General features: G+C 72.8%; 16 protein-coding genes. 7 read left to right on the top strand and 9 right to left on the bottom strand.

Annotated elements, in window-relative coordinates; genetic code table 11:
* Positions 1-88 precede the first annotated feature (88 nt).
* On the bottom strand, positions 89-919 hold the full coding sequence (locus tag AC5L3X_RS35380) for a hypothetical protein (protein ID WP_494862879.1): 831 nt from the start codon (positions 917-919) through the stop codon (positions 89-91).
* 98 nt (positions 920-1017) lie between these two features.
* Between AC5L3X_RS35380 and AC5L3X_RS35375 the strand changes: the two genes are divergently transcribed.
* Positions 1018-2013, top strand: coding sequence for a GlxA family transcriptional regulator (locus AC5L3X_RS35375; protein ID WP_494862877.1), 996 nt, complete (start codon positions 1018-1020; stop codon positions 2011-2013).
* Here AC5L3X_RS35375 and AC5L3X_RS35370 read toward each other — a convergent pair.
* From AC5L3X_RS35370 to AC5L3X_RS35360, 3 genes are all read right to left on the bottom strand, one after another.
* Positions 2008-3174 (bottom strand): PP2C family protein-serine/threonine phosphatase, encoded by a 1167-nt coding sequence (locus AC5L3X_RS35370; protein WP_494862875.1) that lies wholly within the window; start codon positions 3172-3174, stop codon positions 2008-2010. The genes AC5L3X_RS35375 and AC5L3X_RS35370 overlap by 6 nt on opposite strands.
* A 204-nt stretch (positions 3175-3378) precedes the next feature.
* Positions 3379-3936: a nitroreductase family protein gene (locus AC5L3X_RS35365; protein ID WP_494862873.1), complete on the bottom strand. Its 558-nt coding sequence runs from the start codon at positions 3934-3936 to the stop codon at positions 3379-3381.
* A 214-nt stretch (positions 3937-4150) separates the two neighbouring features.
* A complete protein-coding gene (locus tag AC5L3X_RS35360; RefSeq protein WP_494862871.1) occupies positions 4151-4750 on the bottom strand; it encodes a helix-turn-helix domain-containing protein in 600 nt (199 codons plus the stop codon).
* A 67-nt stretch (positions 4751-4817) separates the two neighbouring features.
* Between AC5L3X_RS35360 and AC5L3X_RS35355 the strand changes: the two genes are divergently transcribed.
* Positions 4818-6068 carry an MFS transporter gene (locus AC5L3X_RS35355; RefSeq protein ID WP_494862869.1) on the top strand — a complete coding sequence of 417 codons (1251 nt, stop codon included), beginning with the start codon at positions 4818-4820 and terminating at the stop codon, positions 6066-6068.
* Positions 6069-6124: 56 nt separating this feature from the next.
* On the top strand, positions 6125-6931 hold the full coding sequence (locus AC5L3X_RS35350; protein ID WP_189128331.1) for a serine/threonine-protein kinase: 807 nt from the start codon (positions 6125-6127) through the stop codon (positions 6929-6931).
* Here AC5L3X_RS35350 and AC5L3X_RS35345 read toward each other — a convergent pair.
* Positions 6928-7674, bottom strand: a complete 747-nt coding sequence (locus AC5L3X_RS35345; protein WP_189128330.1) for a lysophospholipid acyltransferase family protein — start codon at positions 7672-7674, stop codon at positions 6928-6930. The two genes, AC5L3X_RS35350 and AC5L3X_RS35345, sit on opposite strands and share 4 nt — an antisense overlap.
* Positions 7675-7790: 116 nt before the next feature.
* On the opposite strand from AC5L3X_RS35345, the gene dhaK reads away from it, so the two are divergent.
* The 3 genes from dhaK to AC5L3X_RS35330 are packed head-to-tail and all read left to right on the top strand — an operon-like array spanning position 7791 to position 9779.
* Entirely contained in the window at positions 7791-8771 is a 981-nt protein-coding gene (gene dhaK / locus AC5L3X_RS35340) for a dihydroxyacetone kinase subunit DhaK (RefSeq protein WP_494862867.1), read from the top strand.
* A complete protein-coding gene (gene dhaL / locus AC5L3X_RS35335) occupies positions 8771-9391 on the top strand; it encodes a dihydroxyacetone kinase subunit DhaL (protein ID WP_494862931.1) in 621 nt (206 codons plus the stop codon). Before dhaK ends, dhaL begins: the two co-directional genes overlap by 1 nt.
* 4 nt (positions 9392-9395) lie before the next feature.
* Positions 9396-9779 (top strand): PTS-dependent dihydroxyacetone kinase phosphotransferase subunit DhaM, encoded by a 384-nt coding sequence (locus AC5L3X_RS35330; protein WP_494862865.1) that lies wholly within the window; start codon positions 9396-9398, stop codon positions 9777-9779.
* On the opposite strand, the gene AC5L3X_RS35325 is transcribed toward AC5L3X_RS35330, so the two are convergent.
* From AC5L3X_RS35325 to AC5L3X_RS35310, 4 genes are all read right to left on the bottom strand, one after another.
* The gene (locus tag AC5L3X_RS35325; protein WP_494862864.1) at positions 9766-11691 is read right to left on the bottom strand and encodes a thiamine pyrophosphate-binding protein; all 1926 of its coding nucleotides are present in this window, start codon (positions 11689-11691) and stop codon (positions 9766-9768) included. The two genes, AC5L3X_RS35330 and AC5L3X_RS35325, sit on opposite strands and share 14 nt — an antisense overlap.
* Before the next feature lie 28 nt (positions 11692-11719).
* Positions 11720-12502 (bottom strand): cyclase family protein, encoded by a 783-nt coding sequence (locus AC5L3X_RS35320; RefSeq protein ID WP_494862862.1) that lies wholly within the window; start codon positions 12500-12502, stop codon positions 11720-11722.
* Positions 12503-12566: 64 nt separating this feature from the next.
* The gene (locus AC5L3X_RS35315) at positions 12567-13163 is read right to left on the bottom strand and encodes an Rv1352/Rv1906c domain-containing protein (RefSeq protein WP_494862929.1); all 597 of its coding nucleotides are present in this window, start codon (positions 13161-13163) and stop codon (positions 12567-12569) included.
* Positions 13164-13188: 25 nt separating this feature from the next.
* Positions 13189-13617: a CBS domain-containing protein gene (locus tag AC5L3X_RS35310; RefSeq protein ID WP_189128324.1), complete on the bottom strand. Its 429-nt coding sequence runs from the start codon at positions 13615-13617 to the stop codon at positions 13189-13191.
* A 174-nt stretch (positions 13618-13791) separates the two neighbouring features.
* On the opposite strand from AC5L3X_RS35310, the gene AC5L3X_RS35305 reads away from it, so the two are divergent.
* Entirely contained in the window at positions 13792-15195 is a 1404-nt protein-coding gene (locus AC5L3X_RS35305) for an aminopeptidase P family protein (protein WP_494862861.1), read from the top strand.
* Positions 15196-15333: the final 138 nt, after the last annotated feature.

Below are 15333 nucleotides of genomic sequence, written 5' to 3'. Positions count from 1 at the left end.
GCGTCCTTCGGGGTTCAGAGCGTACCCACTAAACCGTGACGAAATCGTCCATATCGGGCAGGAGGTGTGGAGCCGGACGGTCAGGTGATCACAGCAGGAAGAGGATCGTCAGGCCGATGACCAGGTCTATGGCGATGCACAGTTCGGCGTAGCCACGGGGCACGACCCGGTTGGCGACGAAGTGGCCCAGGTCCCACAGGACGTGCGCGAGCCAGCCGGCCGCGATCAGGTAACGGGCGGTGACGGGGTCCGCCGACATCGCCACCAGCGCCAGGACGGTGTAGCCGGCCAGCCCGGCCAGCTGGAGCGCGAGCAGCCGCCGGTCACGCAGGGTGCGCCGGAACAGGCCGATCACCGGGTACGCGCCCGCCAGCACCACCAGGAGCACCGGGGGCGGTGTGCCGGGGGCGAACCAGGAGTCGAAGGTTATGAGCAGACCCAGCCAGGTCGGCCACCGCTGGACCAGCGCGGCGACGACCGGCCCGCCCGGCAGCGGCGCGGGGCCCGCGTGCGGGGCGCCGTACTCGGCGCGGCGCAACAGCATCACCAGCAGCATCGCCGGGAACATCAGCACGTGCCCGGCCATCATGAGGCCGCCCTCGGACAGCGCTCCCAGCCAGTACGGCACCAGCAGCACGGCGAACGGCGCGTACATCGCGACGCCCATCTCCGCGATCGGCGCCCAGGTGTGGCCGCGGTAGCGCATCCAGATGGACATGCCGAGCGTCATGTTCGTGGCCATCACCAGCACGTCGACGTCGGGGCGGGCGAACAGCGCCGAGCCCGCGGTGAGGGCGTCCCAGACCGGCGCGAAGAGCAGCATGCCGGCGAACATCGCCAGCACCATCTCCAGGTAGTGCCACAGGAACCTCTTGCGGGCGCCACTCGCGGCGATAGCAGGGGTTGTCTCGGTCGTCATGATCCCACTGTCGGGCCGGCTCGCCGGCGAGCCAACGCAAGCCAGACGACGTGTCCGGAATCTTGGGATACCGGTCCTTCTGACATACGGTGTGGGGCATGAATGCTCGCCGGATCATCGTCGTCGCCTACGACAGCGCGGAATTACTCGACTTCGCGTGCGTCACCACGCCGCTGACGATCGCCAACCTCGTGGGGGCGGCCCCGCCGTACGAGGTGCGCCTGGCCACGCCCGGCGGGAAGGCGGTGACCTGGGGGACCGGGTTCACGATCGAGGCCCAGGAGACCCTCGAACGCGTGACCGGGCCGCTCGACACGCTCCTGGTGTGCGGCGGGATCGGGCATCAGGCGGCGGCGGCCGACCGCGGTCTCGTCGCGCACGTACGGCGACTGGCCCGGGAGAGTCGCCGCGTCGCGTCCGTGTGCACGGGAGCGAGCATCCTGGCGGCGGCGGGCCTGCTCGACGGACGGCGGGCCACCACTCACTGGCACTGGGCCACAGACCTCGCCGCCCGCTACCCCGCGGTCGCCGTCGACCCCGATCCGATCTTCGTCAGGGACGGCCAGGTCTCCACGGCCGCCGGCGTCACCAGCGCCCTCGACCTCACCCTGGCCTTCGTCGAGGAGGACCACGGCGCCGCCCTGGCCCGGCAGGTCGCCAGACAGCTCGTCACCTACCTGCAGCGGCCGGGCAACCAGGCGCAGATGAGCATGTTCACCGCGGCCCCGCCGCCGGGCGACGGCCTGGTCCGGCGCATCGTCGACCACGTCACCGGCAACCTCGCCACCGATCTCGGCTCCGCGAGGCTGGCCGCCGTCGCGGGGGTGAGCGAGCGCCACCTGTCGCGCCTGTTCCTGCGGCATCTGGGCCGGACGCCGGCCCGTTTCGTCCGCGAGGCCCGGACGGAGGCGGCGGCGCATCTGCTGGTCGCCACCCGCCTGCCGGTCACCGCCATCGCCGCCCGGTGCGGCTTCAACGGCGCCGAGACCCTGCGTCAGGCCTTCGCCGACCGTTACGGCGTCTCCCCGTCGCACTACCGCGCGACCCAGTCGCGGCCCTCCCCGGCGCGACGCCTCAGGGCGGCCGCCTCATGACGCCCCGGCCGGGCCGCCCGGTGACTTGAGCACGACCAGGGCGATGTCGTCGCAGGCCCGGCCGTTCTGGAAGGCCAGGACCCGCTCCACGATTCGGTCGGCGATGCCCCGCGCGTCGAGGGCCCGCGTGCCGGCCAGCAGGCTCGTCAGCCGGGACTCGTCGAACAGGTCGGCGCCGTCGCGCGCCTCGGTGACGCCGTCGGTGAAGATCAGGACGGCGTCGCCGGGGCACAACTCGACCGTCTCGTCGTAGACGGTGACGTCGTCGAACAGGCCGAGGACGGTCCCCGGATGCCCGATCGCGGTCACCTCGCCGTCCGCGCTCACGCGCAGCGGCTGGGGATGGCCGCCGAGCGAGACGGTGAGGCTGAAGACGCCCGGCCGGACGCGGTGGACCCGGGTGTAGACCACGGTGCAGAAGCGGTCGGCGCGCTGGCGTACCAGGGCGGTGTTGAGCTCGCGCAGGACGGCGGCGGGATGCTTGACCTCGGCGGCGTGCGCCCGCACGGTGTGGCGCGCCAGGCTCGTCACGACGGCGGCCTCGGCGCCCTTGCCGCAGACGTCGCCGAGGACGAGCCCCCAGTCGTCGGGCGACGTCTCGAACAGGTCGTAGAAGTCGCCGCCCACCTCGTCGCCGCGCCCGGCGGGCCGGTAGGCGGCCGCCACGTCGAGGCCGGGGATGCGCGGCAGGGCGGGCGGGATCAGGCTCTGCTGCAGGGTCCGGGCGAGCAGGCGGACCCGGTCCTCCGACTCCTCCGCGCGCCGGCGGGCGCGCAGCAGTTCGTACTCGCGGCGCTCGGTGGCGCGGAACACGCAGACGCGGATCGTGGCGGGCAGGCCGCCGGCCGCCTCGGCGAAGCCGGAGCTGACCAGAACGGGCAGCCGTGCGCGGTCGCCGCACAGCAGGTCCACCGCGATCTCGTGGACACCGCCCGCGTGGAGCACGAGCGGGGCGTAGTGGGTCTCGTAGAAGATCCGGTCGCCGATCGTGAGCAACTCCTGGAAGCGGACGCCGCGCAGCAGGGCCTCCCTGCGGTGACCGGTCCAGGCCAGGAAGGTCTCGTTGACCGCGATGATCGTGCCGTCCGCCAGACCGCACAGGTAGCCGCACGGCGCGTGCTCGTACAGCTCCTTCAGCAGTGCCGGACCTTCGTCGGCCATCGCGTGTCTCCCCCTGCGCCCGGCCGCCGGACGTGCGCGTCGCCGCGGCTCACAAGCGTCATGCCAGGATGCTATCCGCACCCTGCGGCACGCGTCATCGCAGGTCAGCCCCGAATCGGCCAGGCCCTCCCGCCCCACCAGCCTGGAGTGGGAGGGCCGCCGTTCCGGGCCCATGCCCCGTGGGCCCGGAGGTCTCGCCCGCGCCTATCCGGCCTCGCCCGCGTGACCGAGGAGGACGCCGAGGACGAACCGCTCACCGTCGCCGTCGAGGCCGAGCGCCGGGTTGAGCAGGTCGTCGAACAAGGTGCTGAACGGCCGGGCGACCACGCCCAGCGCGGTCGCCGCGAGGATCAGCCGCTGCGACAGGTGTCCGGCCTCGGCGGCCAGCAGCCGGTAGCCGCCCGGGCCGTGCCTGTGCTCGTGGCGGGTGAGCACGCCGGTCAGGCAGACGAACACGGCGGCGCCGCCGATCGTCGCCCGGTCGGCGGGCAGGGCGGCGGCCAGCACGTCGGTGTGCGCGCCGCCCTGCCGTACCAGCTCCAGTTCGTCGGCCGCGTAGCGGTAGACGCCGGGCGGCAGGCCGTCCACCGCGAACACGGCGGGCCGCACCTCGATCGAGCCCGTGTGCGAGCCGCAGGCGGTGGTGAGGACGGCGTCCAGGTGGTCCCTGCGCAGCGGCCTGCCGTCGTAGGGGCCGTCGGGGCGGTGCCGTCTGATGAGCGCGTGCAGGGCGGCCAGGGGGCCCGGAACGTCGGTGCGCACCGGATGGCGCCGCCCCGCGGAGCCCGCGGAGCCCGCGGAGCCCGCGGAGCCCGCGGAGCTCGGGGCGGGCGCCGTCTCAGCCCTCATGGGCCGGGCGGGCGGGATGGTCGTCACTGCGCGGCATGACCGGCCCCTTCGTTCGACAGCCTCCGATCGGCATGGACACTAGGGACCGGCCGGCGGCGGCGCGTCAGGGTGGGACCTGGGGATGACCCTAGGCGCGCGCTCCCACCGGGAGGACGTCGAAGTGGACCACCACCTGCTCCAGCGAGGGGTCGGGCCGGGCCGGCGACGCCAGGTCGCGCCGGTCGGCCAGCCGGCGGTATCTCTCCAGCACGTCGAACACCTCATCCCGCATCGCCACCGTCTCCTCCGAGGTGAGCCGCATCGACCTCCGGCCGAGGCCGCTGGCCCGCACCCACTCCTCGGGAGTGTCCTGCTCCTCCTCGCGCCAGCGCGCCAGCTCGGCGGCGCGCTGCCGGAGGAGGTCGTCGAGCAGGAGCGACACGGCCTCGGCCGTCTCGGGGTCGTCGGCCGGAGCCTTGCCGTAGGAGAACCCGCCGGGCACGATCCGCCAGAACTTCTCCTTGCCCTTCCCCAACTCGGGAACCGGCTCGATCATGCCGTGCCGGGCCAGCTCCCTGAGGTGGTAGCTGGTGGCCCCGGTGTTCTGCCCGACCAGCCCGGCGAGCCGGGTGGCCGTCGATGGACCGTGCTCCTCGAGCAGCTCGTACAGGCGCAGGCGCAGGGGGTGCGCGAACGACTTCAGCGCGTGGGCGTCGAGGGTCCGGACGGAGAAGCGCTTGCCTGCCATACCGTGCACACCTATCTTTGCAAAGGAACTTATGCACACTTTTCCTTACATACTATCGGAGTCCTCGATGCGGAGTCTCGGGCGATCGTTCGCCTTCCTGTGGTCGTCGACCGCGCTGTCCAACCTGGCCGACGGCATGCTGAAGGTCGGGGCGCCGCTGCTGGCCGTGACGCTGACCCGCTCCCCCACGGAGGTGTCGCTGGCGGGAGCGGCGGCCACGCTGCCGTGGCTGCTGTTCGCGCTGCTCGCGGGCGCCATCGCCGACCGGGCCGACCGCAGGCGGATCATGGTGCTGGCCAACGTCGCCCGCGCGGGGTTGCTGGCGGGCGCCGCCGCGCTGGCCGCGCTCGGCCTGCTGAACCTGTGGCTGCTGCTGGCGGCGCTGCTGCTGGCCTGCGTGGCCGAGGTCTTCGCCGACACCTCGGCCCAGTCGGTGCTGCCGATGACCGTGTCACCGGACCACCTCATCACCGCCAACGGCCGCGTGGTCGGCGCGCAGACGATCGGCAACGACTTCGTCGGCGCGCCCCTGGCGGGCCTGCTGGTCGTGCTCCTGCCCGCCGCCGTCTTCGGCGGCCCCGCCCTCCTGTACGGCGCCGCGGGCCTGCTCCTGCTGGGCATGCGCGGCGGATTCCGCCCCGCGCCGCCGACGGCACGCGGACGGTCGATGGGCGCGGACATCGCCGAGTCGCTGCGCTACCTGTGGTCGCACCGGTTCCTGCGCACCCTGGCCGTCGCCGCCGGGATGCTCAACTTCGCCAGCGCCGCCTACTTCGCCGTGTTCGTGCTCTGGGTCGTCGGCGAGGGGTCGCGGATGGGGCTGGAGCCGAGCGCCTACGGGCTGATGATGACCGCGATGGCGGCGGGGGCGGTGGCCGGCTCACTGGTGTCGGAGCGGATCACCCGGCTGGCGGGGGAAGGCCGGACACTGATCTGCGCCTGGCTGGCCAGTTCGCTGCTCTACCTCGTACCCGTGCTCGCGCCGGTCGGCTGGCTGCTCTATCCGACCGCCGTGCTGTGGGGCGTGACCAGCGCCGTGTCGAACGTGCTCGTCGTCTCCACCCGGCAGCGGCTCATCCCGCCGGAGTTGCTGGGCCGGGTGAACTCCGCCTACCGGTTGATCGGCATGGGCGGGATGCCGGTGGGGGCGGCGCTGGGCGGGGTGGTGGGTGAGATCGCCGGGCTGCCGGCCGTCTTCCTCGGCGCCACGGGTCTCTGCCTGGTCGCGATCGCCTTCCTGTGGCGTGTCGTGCGTCATCAAATTTCGATACCTTTGACCAGTGATCCTTTGGTTACCGACACATCCGGATCACGTTAGGCACACTATGTCTTGTGGTGAGATGTCATCATTGCCCCAAGCGTTGAGGGGATGGCATGCGGGAGATCGGCGGACGGTACCTTCTCAGTGAGGAGGCCGGTCGTGGGGGTATGGGAGTCGTCTGGCGAGCCTTCGACCAGTTGCTGCATCGAGAGGTGGCGCTGAAGGAGCTGACCCTGTCCGGTGAGGTGGAGATGGTGCGCCGCCGGGTGCTCCGTGAGGCGCGGATGGCGGCCGGGCTCACCCACCCCAACATCGTCACGGTGCACGACCTGATCGAGAAGAGCGGCAAGCTCTGGATCGTGATGGAGTACCTCGACGGGCTCTCCCTGCATCAACTGCTCTCCCAGGTCGGCACCCTGCCCGCGCAGTCGGTGGCCGCGATCGGCCAGCACCTGCTCGCCGCGCTGCGCACCGCCCACCAGGCCGGAGTGCTGCACCGCGACGTCAAACCGGCCAACGTCATGCTCACCGGCGACCGCGTGGTGCTGACCGACTTCGGCATCGCCACGGCCGAGGGCGACATCCGGATGACCAACTCCCGCAGGCTGCGCGGCACCCCGGCGTTCATGGCGCCCGAACGCCTGCACGGCGGCCCGGCCAGCAAGGAGGCCGACATGTGGTCGTTCGGCGCCACCCTCTACAGCGCCATCGAGGGCCGGCCGCCCTACCCGGGCCAGGACGCGGCGAGCGTGCTCGGCATGGCGCGCAGCGGCGGTTTCCCGCCGCCGCGCCGGGCCGGGGTGATGCGGCCGCTGATCGAGGGGCTGCTGCACCACGATCCCGTGCGCCGCTTCACCCCCGAGCAGACGGCCGGGTTGCTCGCCGGGATGCGCGCCAGCAGCTATCAGGCGGCGATCTAGGACTTTCTGGACCGGGCCTCGGCCTCGGCCGCGTCCATCGCGGCGGCCTCCTCCGGTGTCGGCGCGGTGCCACCGAGATGCGCGGGCTGCCACCAGACCCCCTGCGGGATCTCCGGGTAGGTGCGCTGCGCCCGGTCCACCATCGCCGTGAGCCGCTCGTGCAGATCGACCGTGTGCTTGTCGACGTCCTCGCCGCGCTTGGGGTACATGGGCTCGCCGACCATGATCGTGATGGGCACGTGGCGCTGCGTCAGCGCCTTGGGCCGCCCCTTCGTCCACAGCCGCTGGGTGCCCCACAACGCCACCGGGATGACCGGCGTCTTTGTGGCCTGCGCCATCCGGATCGCGCCGCTCTTGATCTCCTTGACCGTGAAGGACCGGCTGATCGTCGCCTCGGCGAACACGCCCACGACCTCACCGGCCTTCAGCATCCGCAGCGCCGTCGCGTAGGACCCGGCCCCGGCCCCCCGGTCGACCGGGATGTGGTGCATGCCCCGCATCAGCGGCCCGGAGATCCGGTGGTCGAACACGTCCTTCTTGGCCATGAAGCGCACCAGCCGCTTGGCCGGCAGCGCGCCGAACCCGGCGAAGATGAAGTCGAGGTAGCTGATGTGGTTGCTCACCAGCACCGCTCCTCCGGTGCGCGGAACGTGCTCGGTCCCTTCGAGGTGGAAACGGTAGTCGAGCACGCGAAAGAGGGTCCGCGCGGCGGCGATCACCGGCGGGTACACGATCTCAGCCATGTGCAGAAGGTAGCCTAGGTTTTACCGTGCTGGGCAGCAGGACCACGCCGTCCGAGGTCCGCACCGGCCCGCCTCGGCGCTTGCCAGGCGCCTGAAACGGGCACATCTTCCCCTCTATGAAGAAACTCATCAACGCGGCGGACTCCGTCGTCGGTGACGCGCTCAGGGGCCTGGCAGCGGCCCACCCGTCGCTTCGGGTGCGTGACCAGGTGGTCTACCGCGCTGCGGGGCCACGGGCGGGCAAGGTCGGGCTGGTCTCCGGCGGCGGCTCGGGGCACGAGCCGCTGCACGCCGGCTTCGTCGGCCACGGCATGCTCGACGCGGCCTGCCCGGGTGAGATCTTCACCTCACCCGTCCCCGACCAGATCATCGACGCCACCCGGGCGGTCGACGGCGGTGCCGGCGTGCTGCACATCGTCAAGAACTACACCGGCGACGTGCTCAACTTCGAGATGGCCGCCGAGCTGTGCGACGACGTCGACGTGGCGAGCGTCCTCGTCGACGACGACGTCGCGGTCCAGGACTCCCTCTACACGGCCGGTCGGCGCGGCACCGGCGCGACCCTGTTCGTCGAGAAGATCGCCGGCGCGCTGGCCGAGGAGGGCGCGCCGCTGGACGCGGTGGCGCGCGTGGCGGCCGAGGTCGACGACCGCAGCCGCTCGTTCGGCATCGCCCTCACCTCCTGTACGACACCCGCGGCGGGCAAGCCGACCTTCGACCTGCCGGACGACCGGGTGGAGCTGGGCATCGGCATCCACGGCGAGCCGGGCCGCAGCCGGGCGCCGATGGCCCCGGCCCGCGAGCTGGCCGCGGTCGCCATGGAGGCCGTGCACGGCGACCTGCCGCTCCAGGGCGACCTGCTCGTCCTGGTCAACGGCATGGGCGGCACCCCGCTGATGGAGCTGTACGTCGTGTTCGCCGAGGTGGACGCGTTCATCAGGGGCAAGGGGGCGAGGATCGCCCGGTCGCTGGTCGGCGACTACGTGACGAGCCTCGACATGCAGGGCTTCTCCGTCACGGTCTGCCGCCTGGACGACGAGCTGACGCGGCTGTGGGACGCGCCGGTCGAGACGCCGGGGCTCCGATGGGGACGGTGATGGACACCGCCTTCTTCGTCGCCTGGTTCGAGGACACCGCCAAGGTGGTCCGGCTCCGCCGCGACGAGCTGACCCGGCTCGACGCGGCGATCGGCGACGCCGACCACGGCGCCAACCTCGACCGCGGGTTCGCCGAGGTGCGCACGGCGCTGACCGATTGGCCGCCCGCCTCACCGGTGCAGGCGCTGGTGTCCGCGGGCACGACGCTGATCCGCCGCGTCGGCGGCGCCTCGGGCCCGCTGTACGGCTCCGCGTTCCGGCAGATGGGCAAGACGCTGGAGGAGCCGGTGACGCTGGCCCGGTTCGCCGGGGCGTTCGAGGCGGGAGTCGTCGCGGTCGAGCGGCTGGGCAAGGCCGCGCCGGGCGACAAGACCATGATCGACGCGCTGGCTCCCGCGTCACGGGCGCTGGCGCTGGCCGTGCGAGAGGGGCTGGAGCCGCTGGAGGCGTTCGAGCGGGCGGCGCGCGCGGCCGAGGAGGGAGCGCTGGCCACCATCCCGATGCGGGCCCGCAAGGGCCGGGCCAGCTACCTGGGAGAGCGCAGCGTGGGCCACGAGGACCCCGGCGCGGCCTCGTCGGCGCTCATCGTCGCGTCGCTGGCGACCGTGGCGGGCGGGTGAGCTGATGGTCGGGATCGTCCTGGTCGCGCACAGCGCCGGGCTGGCGGCGGAGACGGCCGCGCTGGCCAGGGGCATCGCCGGAGCCGACGCCTCCGTGGTGGGCGCGGGCGGCACCGACGACGGCGGGCTCGGCACCAGCCTCGACCTCATCGAGCGGGCGCTGGCGTCGGTGGACCAGGGCGACGGCCTGGTGCTCATCCCCGACCTGGGCGGCTCGGTGCTGACGGCCCGGCTGCTGGCCGAACCGGGGCGGGTGGAGCTGGCCGACGTGCCGTTCGTGGAGGGCGCGATCGCGGCGGCGGTCAGCGCCGCGGCGGGCGCGCCGCTCGCCGACGTGCTCGCCGCCGCCGCCGACGCGTGGACGTATCGGAAGGTCAGTGGCCCTTGAACGCCTCCTCCAGCCACCACGACGGGTGCTCGCGGGTGACCTTGGCGTGGATGAGCAGCGGCCGGTCGCGCGGCCCGTTCAGCCAGTCGGCCACCCCACTCAGGTCGCCCCGCTCCCTCACCGTCACCGCGTCGAAGCCGTATCCCCGGGCGACCGCCGCCAGGTCGGCCGTCGGGAAGCGCACCAGGTCGAGCGGGTGGCCGTGCGGCCCGAAGTGGTGCACCTCGGCGCCGTAGCCGTCGTCGTCGTAGACCACGATCACCATCGGCAGGCCCAGCCGGGCCACCGTGTCGAACTCGGCGGCGCCCATCAGCGCCCCGCCGTCGCCCAGGGCCGCCACCGGCAGCCGGTCGGGCCGGGCCAGAGCCGCCCCGATCGCGGTGGCCAGCCCGAGGCCGATCGACTGGAACGCCTGGGTGAAGCAGAACCCGTACTCGTCGGGAACGTCCAGCAGCATCGACGGGTAGCCCATGAAGTTGCCCGAGTCGACGGCCACGATCCGCTCGGCGGGCAGCAGGTCGTCGAGCCCGATGGTGAGGGTTCGCGGGTCGATCCGCCCGTCGCCGCCCTCGTCGTCGTAGGGGACCTCCCGCCACCGGCCCTCGGCCTGAATGCGCCGCCTGACCGCGGGCGTGCGGTAACGCCGACCCCCGGCGCCGGTGTCCGCACCGACGCCGACCTCCGCACCCCCGCCAGCGCCGGCGCCGGTTTCGGCTTCGGCTTCGGCTTCGGCTTCGGCGACCACACTGGCATCGGCAGTGGCATCGGCACTGGCGTCGGCAGTGGCGTCGGCACTGGCGTCGGAGGTGGTGAAGGCCGCGGTCACGGCCCGCGCGGTGGCGGCCGTGTCGCCGACCAGGCCGAGCCGGACGGGCCGGTGGGCGCCGATCGCGCTCTCGTCCACGTCGACCTGGACCAGCGAGGCGTGCTCGCCGATCAGGTGGCCGTGTCGGGTGGTCCACATGTTGAGCGCGCAGCCCCAGCCGACGACCAGGTCGGCGTCGCGGATCAGCTCGGCGGCCAGCGGTGTGGCGAACCCGCCGCTCACGTCGAGGTCCCACGGGCTGCCCCGGAACAGGCCCCTGGCCACGGCGGAGGTGGCCAGCAGGGCGCCCGTCAGGTCGGCCAGCTCCTCCAGCTCGCGCCGCGCGTGCCGGGCGCCCCGGCCCGCGACGAACACCGGCCTGCGGGAGCCGGCCAGCAGCCGCGCCAGGTCGGCGGCGTCGCCGATCGGCCGCGCCGGAGCGCCCGAAGCAGGGCCGCCCGAGACCGGAGCGCTCGCGCGCGCTTCCGCACCCTGGGCAGGCGCCTGTGCCGCGCCCGGGACGGGGTCTCCGGCCGGACCGGCTGCTCCCAGCGGGTGGGCGGCGGCCACGCGCTGGCCGGCGATGATCTGGTCGAAGAACTCGCCGAGCCGCCCGCCCCAGGGCGCCAGGTCGCCCTGCACGTCGAGCGGCAGGTTGAGCAGCACCGTGAGCCGGTCGTGCCAGGCCGTGCGGAAGGCCGCCACGGTCTGCTCGACCGCCTCGTGCGCGGCCGTGACGCGCATGGGGACCGCGCCCACCGCGCGGACCATGGCGTCCTGGTCGATGTGGAAGTTGGAGCGTAGGTCGGTGGCCTCGCCGGCGAGCACCACCATCGGCGTGCGGCTCTTGGCCGCCTCGGCGATGCCGGTCATCGCGTTGGTCAGACCGGGCCCCTGGTGCACCGACAGCACCGCGACCGTGCCGCTCATCCTGGCGTAGGCGTCGGCCATGGTGGCCGCCCCGCCTTCGTGCCGCGCGGCGACGAAGCGCACGCCGTGCTCGACGAGGCTGTTGGTGACGTGGAAGTTGCCGCTGCCCACCACGCCGAACGCGGCCCGCACGCCGAGCGCGGCCAGCGCCCGCCCGACGGCCTCGGCGACGGTCACGGCTCCCGCCCGGGGCCGTCGGCGGGGCTCACTCCGCGCCTCGCTCCACCAGGGCCAGCACGCGGACCGGGCTGCCCGAGCCGCCCACGATGGGCAGCGGCGGGGCGACCACGACGGCGCCGGTCACCGGCAGCCGGTCGAGGTTGCGCAGCTGGGTCAGGCCGTACTTGCCGGCCCCCAGCAGGAAGGAGTGGCAGGGAAAGGCGGGGTCGAACGAGTGGGCGGCCCCCGCGTCGGTGCCGACGGTCTCGACGCCCAGCCCGAGGATCGGCGTCTCCTCGGCGAGCCAGCGCGCGCACTCGACGGAGATGCCCGGCGTGTGCGGGCCGTTCTCGTCGGCGTTGAGGAACGCCGCCTGGTCGCCGGAACGGGTGTCCCAGCCGGTGCGGAAGAGCAGCCAGCCGCCGTCGGGCAGCGGCCCGTTGGCCCGCTCCCACTCCTTGACGTGGTCGACCTGGAGCAGGAAGTCGGAGTCCTTGGCCGCCTCGGCCGAGAAGTCGAGCACCACGGCGGGAGCGAGCAGGCTGCGGACCGGCACCTGCGAGACGTCCTCGCCGTTGCGGGCCGTCACCCAGTGGATCGGGGCGTCGAAATGAGTGCCGGAGTGCTCGCCGGTGTGGATGTCGTTCCAGTACCAGGCCGGGCCCCGGTCGTCGTAGCGGCTGATCTCCTCCAGCCGGAACGGGATCGTGTTGCCGAACGGCTCGGGCAACTGCAGGATCGGCGTCTCGGACGACAGGGGCGCGGTGAGGTCGATCACCTCGATCGCGCCGTTCCGCACGCTGTCCACGAAGCTCCGCAACACCGACATCTCGTCCTCCTACGTGGGGTGGCCTGGGAGAATCCTCCTACGCGGGCGGCCGCCGTGCCAACCGTCAGGCTCTGGTCCACTCGGCGCAGCCGCCGGTCTGGAACGCCTTGTCGGTGGGTGCGATGGTGACGGTGGCCGCGCCCTGGGGCATGTCGGCCGCGATGATGTCGGAGGCACGCGCGGTGGTGCTCTTGAGCCTCGCCCAGTAGCAGACCGGCTGCCCGGCCGCAGGTCCGGTGGTGCGGTATGTGCCGGGCTGGATGTCGACGCCGACCACCAGGGTCCGGTTGCCCGCCGGCGCGCCGGGGGGCGCGCCGGTCGGAGCGGTGCCGTCCGCGGGCGCGCTGATCGAAGCCGTGCCGCCCGGGGGCGCTCCCGTCGCGGCCGGCTCGGTCACGGGCGAGCCGGGTGAACCAGTGGCGGGTGGGCCATTGGCGGGCGGGCCGGTCCCGGCGATGGCCGGCGGCTGGGAGCCGGTGGGCTCGGCCGGCTGCTCGACCGTCACCGTGACGCGGGGCGCGGGCGCGGCGGACGTCTCACCGGTGCCGAGCCCCGCGAAGAACCCGACGAGAAACCCCAGCAACCCCGTCAGCCCGGAGACCAGCAGGATGATCGTCGGACTGCGGGTGGCCCGGGGGAACTCGGGCGGAGCTCCGTACATCACGGGCACCAGCGTGCCACCCGTGTCAACGGTGCAGGTAGTCGACCAGTGACGCCTTCTCCGTCTCCAGCTCCTCGATGGCGCTCTTGACCACGTCGCCGATGCTCACGATGCCGACCAGCCGGCCGCCCTCGACCACGGGCATGTGCCGGAACCGGTGCGTCGTCATGGTCTTGCGGAGCTCTTCGACGTTGTCGCGCGGACCGACGGTCCGCACCTCGGAGGTCATGATCGCCGACACCGGCTCGTCGAGGACGCCGGCGCCCCGGTCGTGCAGCCGCCGTACGACGTCGCGCTCGGACACGATGCCGACGATCGTGTCGCCGTCGGGCGAGACGACGACGGCTCCGATGTTGTGCCGGGCGAGCTGGGCGAGCAGCTCGCGGACGGTGGCCTCCGGCGCCACAGTCGTCACGTCACTGCCCTTGTCGCGCAGGATTGTCCCAATGAGCATGTGCACCACCTCGGCTCTCAGTTACCCGGTGAGGATGGGCGTTAAGCCCGTGCCCGTCCCCTCTCAGGCAAGCAACGGCAGGAGGAAAGCGTCAAGCGTTCCCGTAGGCTGCTTGTCGTACGACGGCTTTAAAGTGTGAAATAGCACCCTGCCCGCCCAGCCCCAGGAACGATGATGACCGAGCAGCTCAACACCGGCAGTCACGATCTCCCCATCACCGACGAGCTGGCCGCGTTCATGCGCACGAGCTGGGCCGACACCCGGCGCGCGGACGTGCTCCCGCTGCCGGTCGCGCCGTGGGCGGCCAAGCGGCGGGCCGCGCTGGCGGCGCGCTTCCCCGGCGAGCGGCTGGTGGTCCCGTCCGGCACGCTCAAGGTGCGCAGCAACGACTTCGACTTCCGGTTCCGGCCGCACAGCGCCTACGCGTACCTGACCGGGGCGGGCGAGCCGGACGACGTGCTGGTGATCGAGCCGTCCGGCGAGGCCAGGCTGTACCTCAGGCCGCGCTCGCCGCGCGAGGAGGGCCAGGAGTTCTACCGCGACCGCCGCTACGGCGAGTTCTGGGTGGGCCGCCGGCCCACCCTGGCGGAGGCGGCGGAGCTGTACCAGATCGACTGCGCGCACGTCCGCGACCTGGCCCTGAAGGGGCCCGCGCGGGTGCTGCGCGGGGTGGACGCGTCGGTGGACGCCGCGGTGCCGGCGAGCGCGGACGACGCCGAGTTCGAGCGGTTCCTGTCGGAGATGCGGCTGGTCAAGGACGAGTGGGAGACCGGCGAGCTGCAGGCCGCGGTCGACGCCACGACGCTCGGCTTCGAGGACGTAGTGCGCGCCCTGCCGCGGGCTCTCGGTCACCCGCGCGGGGAGCGCTACCTGGAGGGTGTGTTCGGGCTGCGCGCGCGCCTCGACGGCAACGCGACCGGCTACGAGAGCATCGTCGCCTCCGGCGCGCACGCGTGCGTGCTGCACTGGATCCGCAACGACGGCCGGCTGCGCGACGGCGACCTGCTCCTGCTGGACGCGGGCGTGGAGACCGACACGCTCTACACCGCCGACGTCACCCGCACGCTGCCGCTGTCGGGCCGGTTCACCCCCGTCCAGCGCCAGGTGTACGAGCTGGTGTACGAGGCGCAGACGGCGGCGATCGGCGCGCTCAGACCGGGCGCCCGCTTCCGCGACTTCCACCTGGCGGCGATGCGCGTCATCTGCGAGGGGCTGCATGAGTGGGGCCTGCTCAAGGACTCCCCCGACCTGCTCATGGAGTCGGGCCTCTACCGGCGCTACACCCTCTGCAGCAGCGGCCACATGCTGGGCCTCGACGTGCACGACTGCGCGAAGGCCCGCGCCGAGGTCTACCTGGACGGCGTGCTGGAGGAGGGCCAGGTGCTCACCGTCGAGCCCGGCCTCTACCTCCAGCCGGACGACCTCACCCTGCCCGAGGAGTTTCGTGGTCTGGGCGTCCGCATCGAGGACGACCTGGTCGTCACGTCGGACGGCGCCCGGCTGATGTCCGGGGCGCTGCCTCGCCATCCGGACGACGTGGAGACCTGGATGTCGGAGCTCGCCCACGATCGAGCCTGAGAGCCCGTCCGGCGCTCCCATCGCCGCGCGCGTCACGGCACGGTCACGTTTCATGGAGTACTGACAAGATGTGACGTGCGTCTCATACCTTCTCCTCAAATTTCCCGCCAGGCATCGACCTACTGGACAACTCGTCAG

The sequence above is a fragment of the Nonomuraea sp. CX421 genome, from assembly GCF_059358955.1.
Note: the sequence above shows the minus strand (reverse complement) of the source record. Positions and strands in the feature narration are given on the sequence as shown.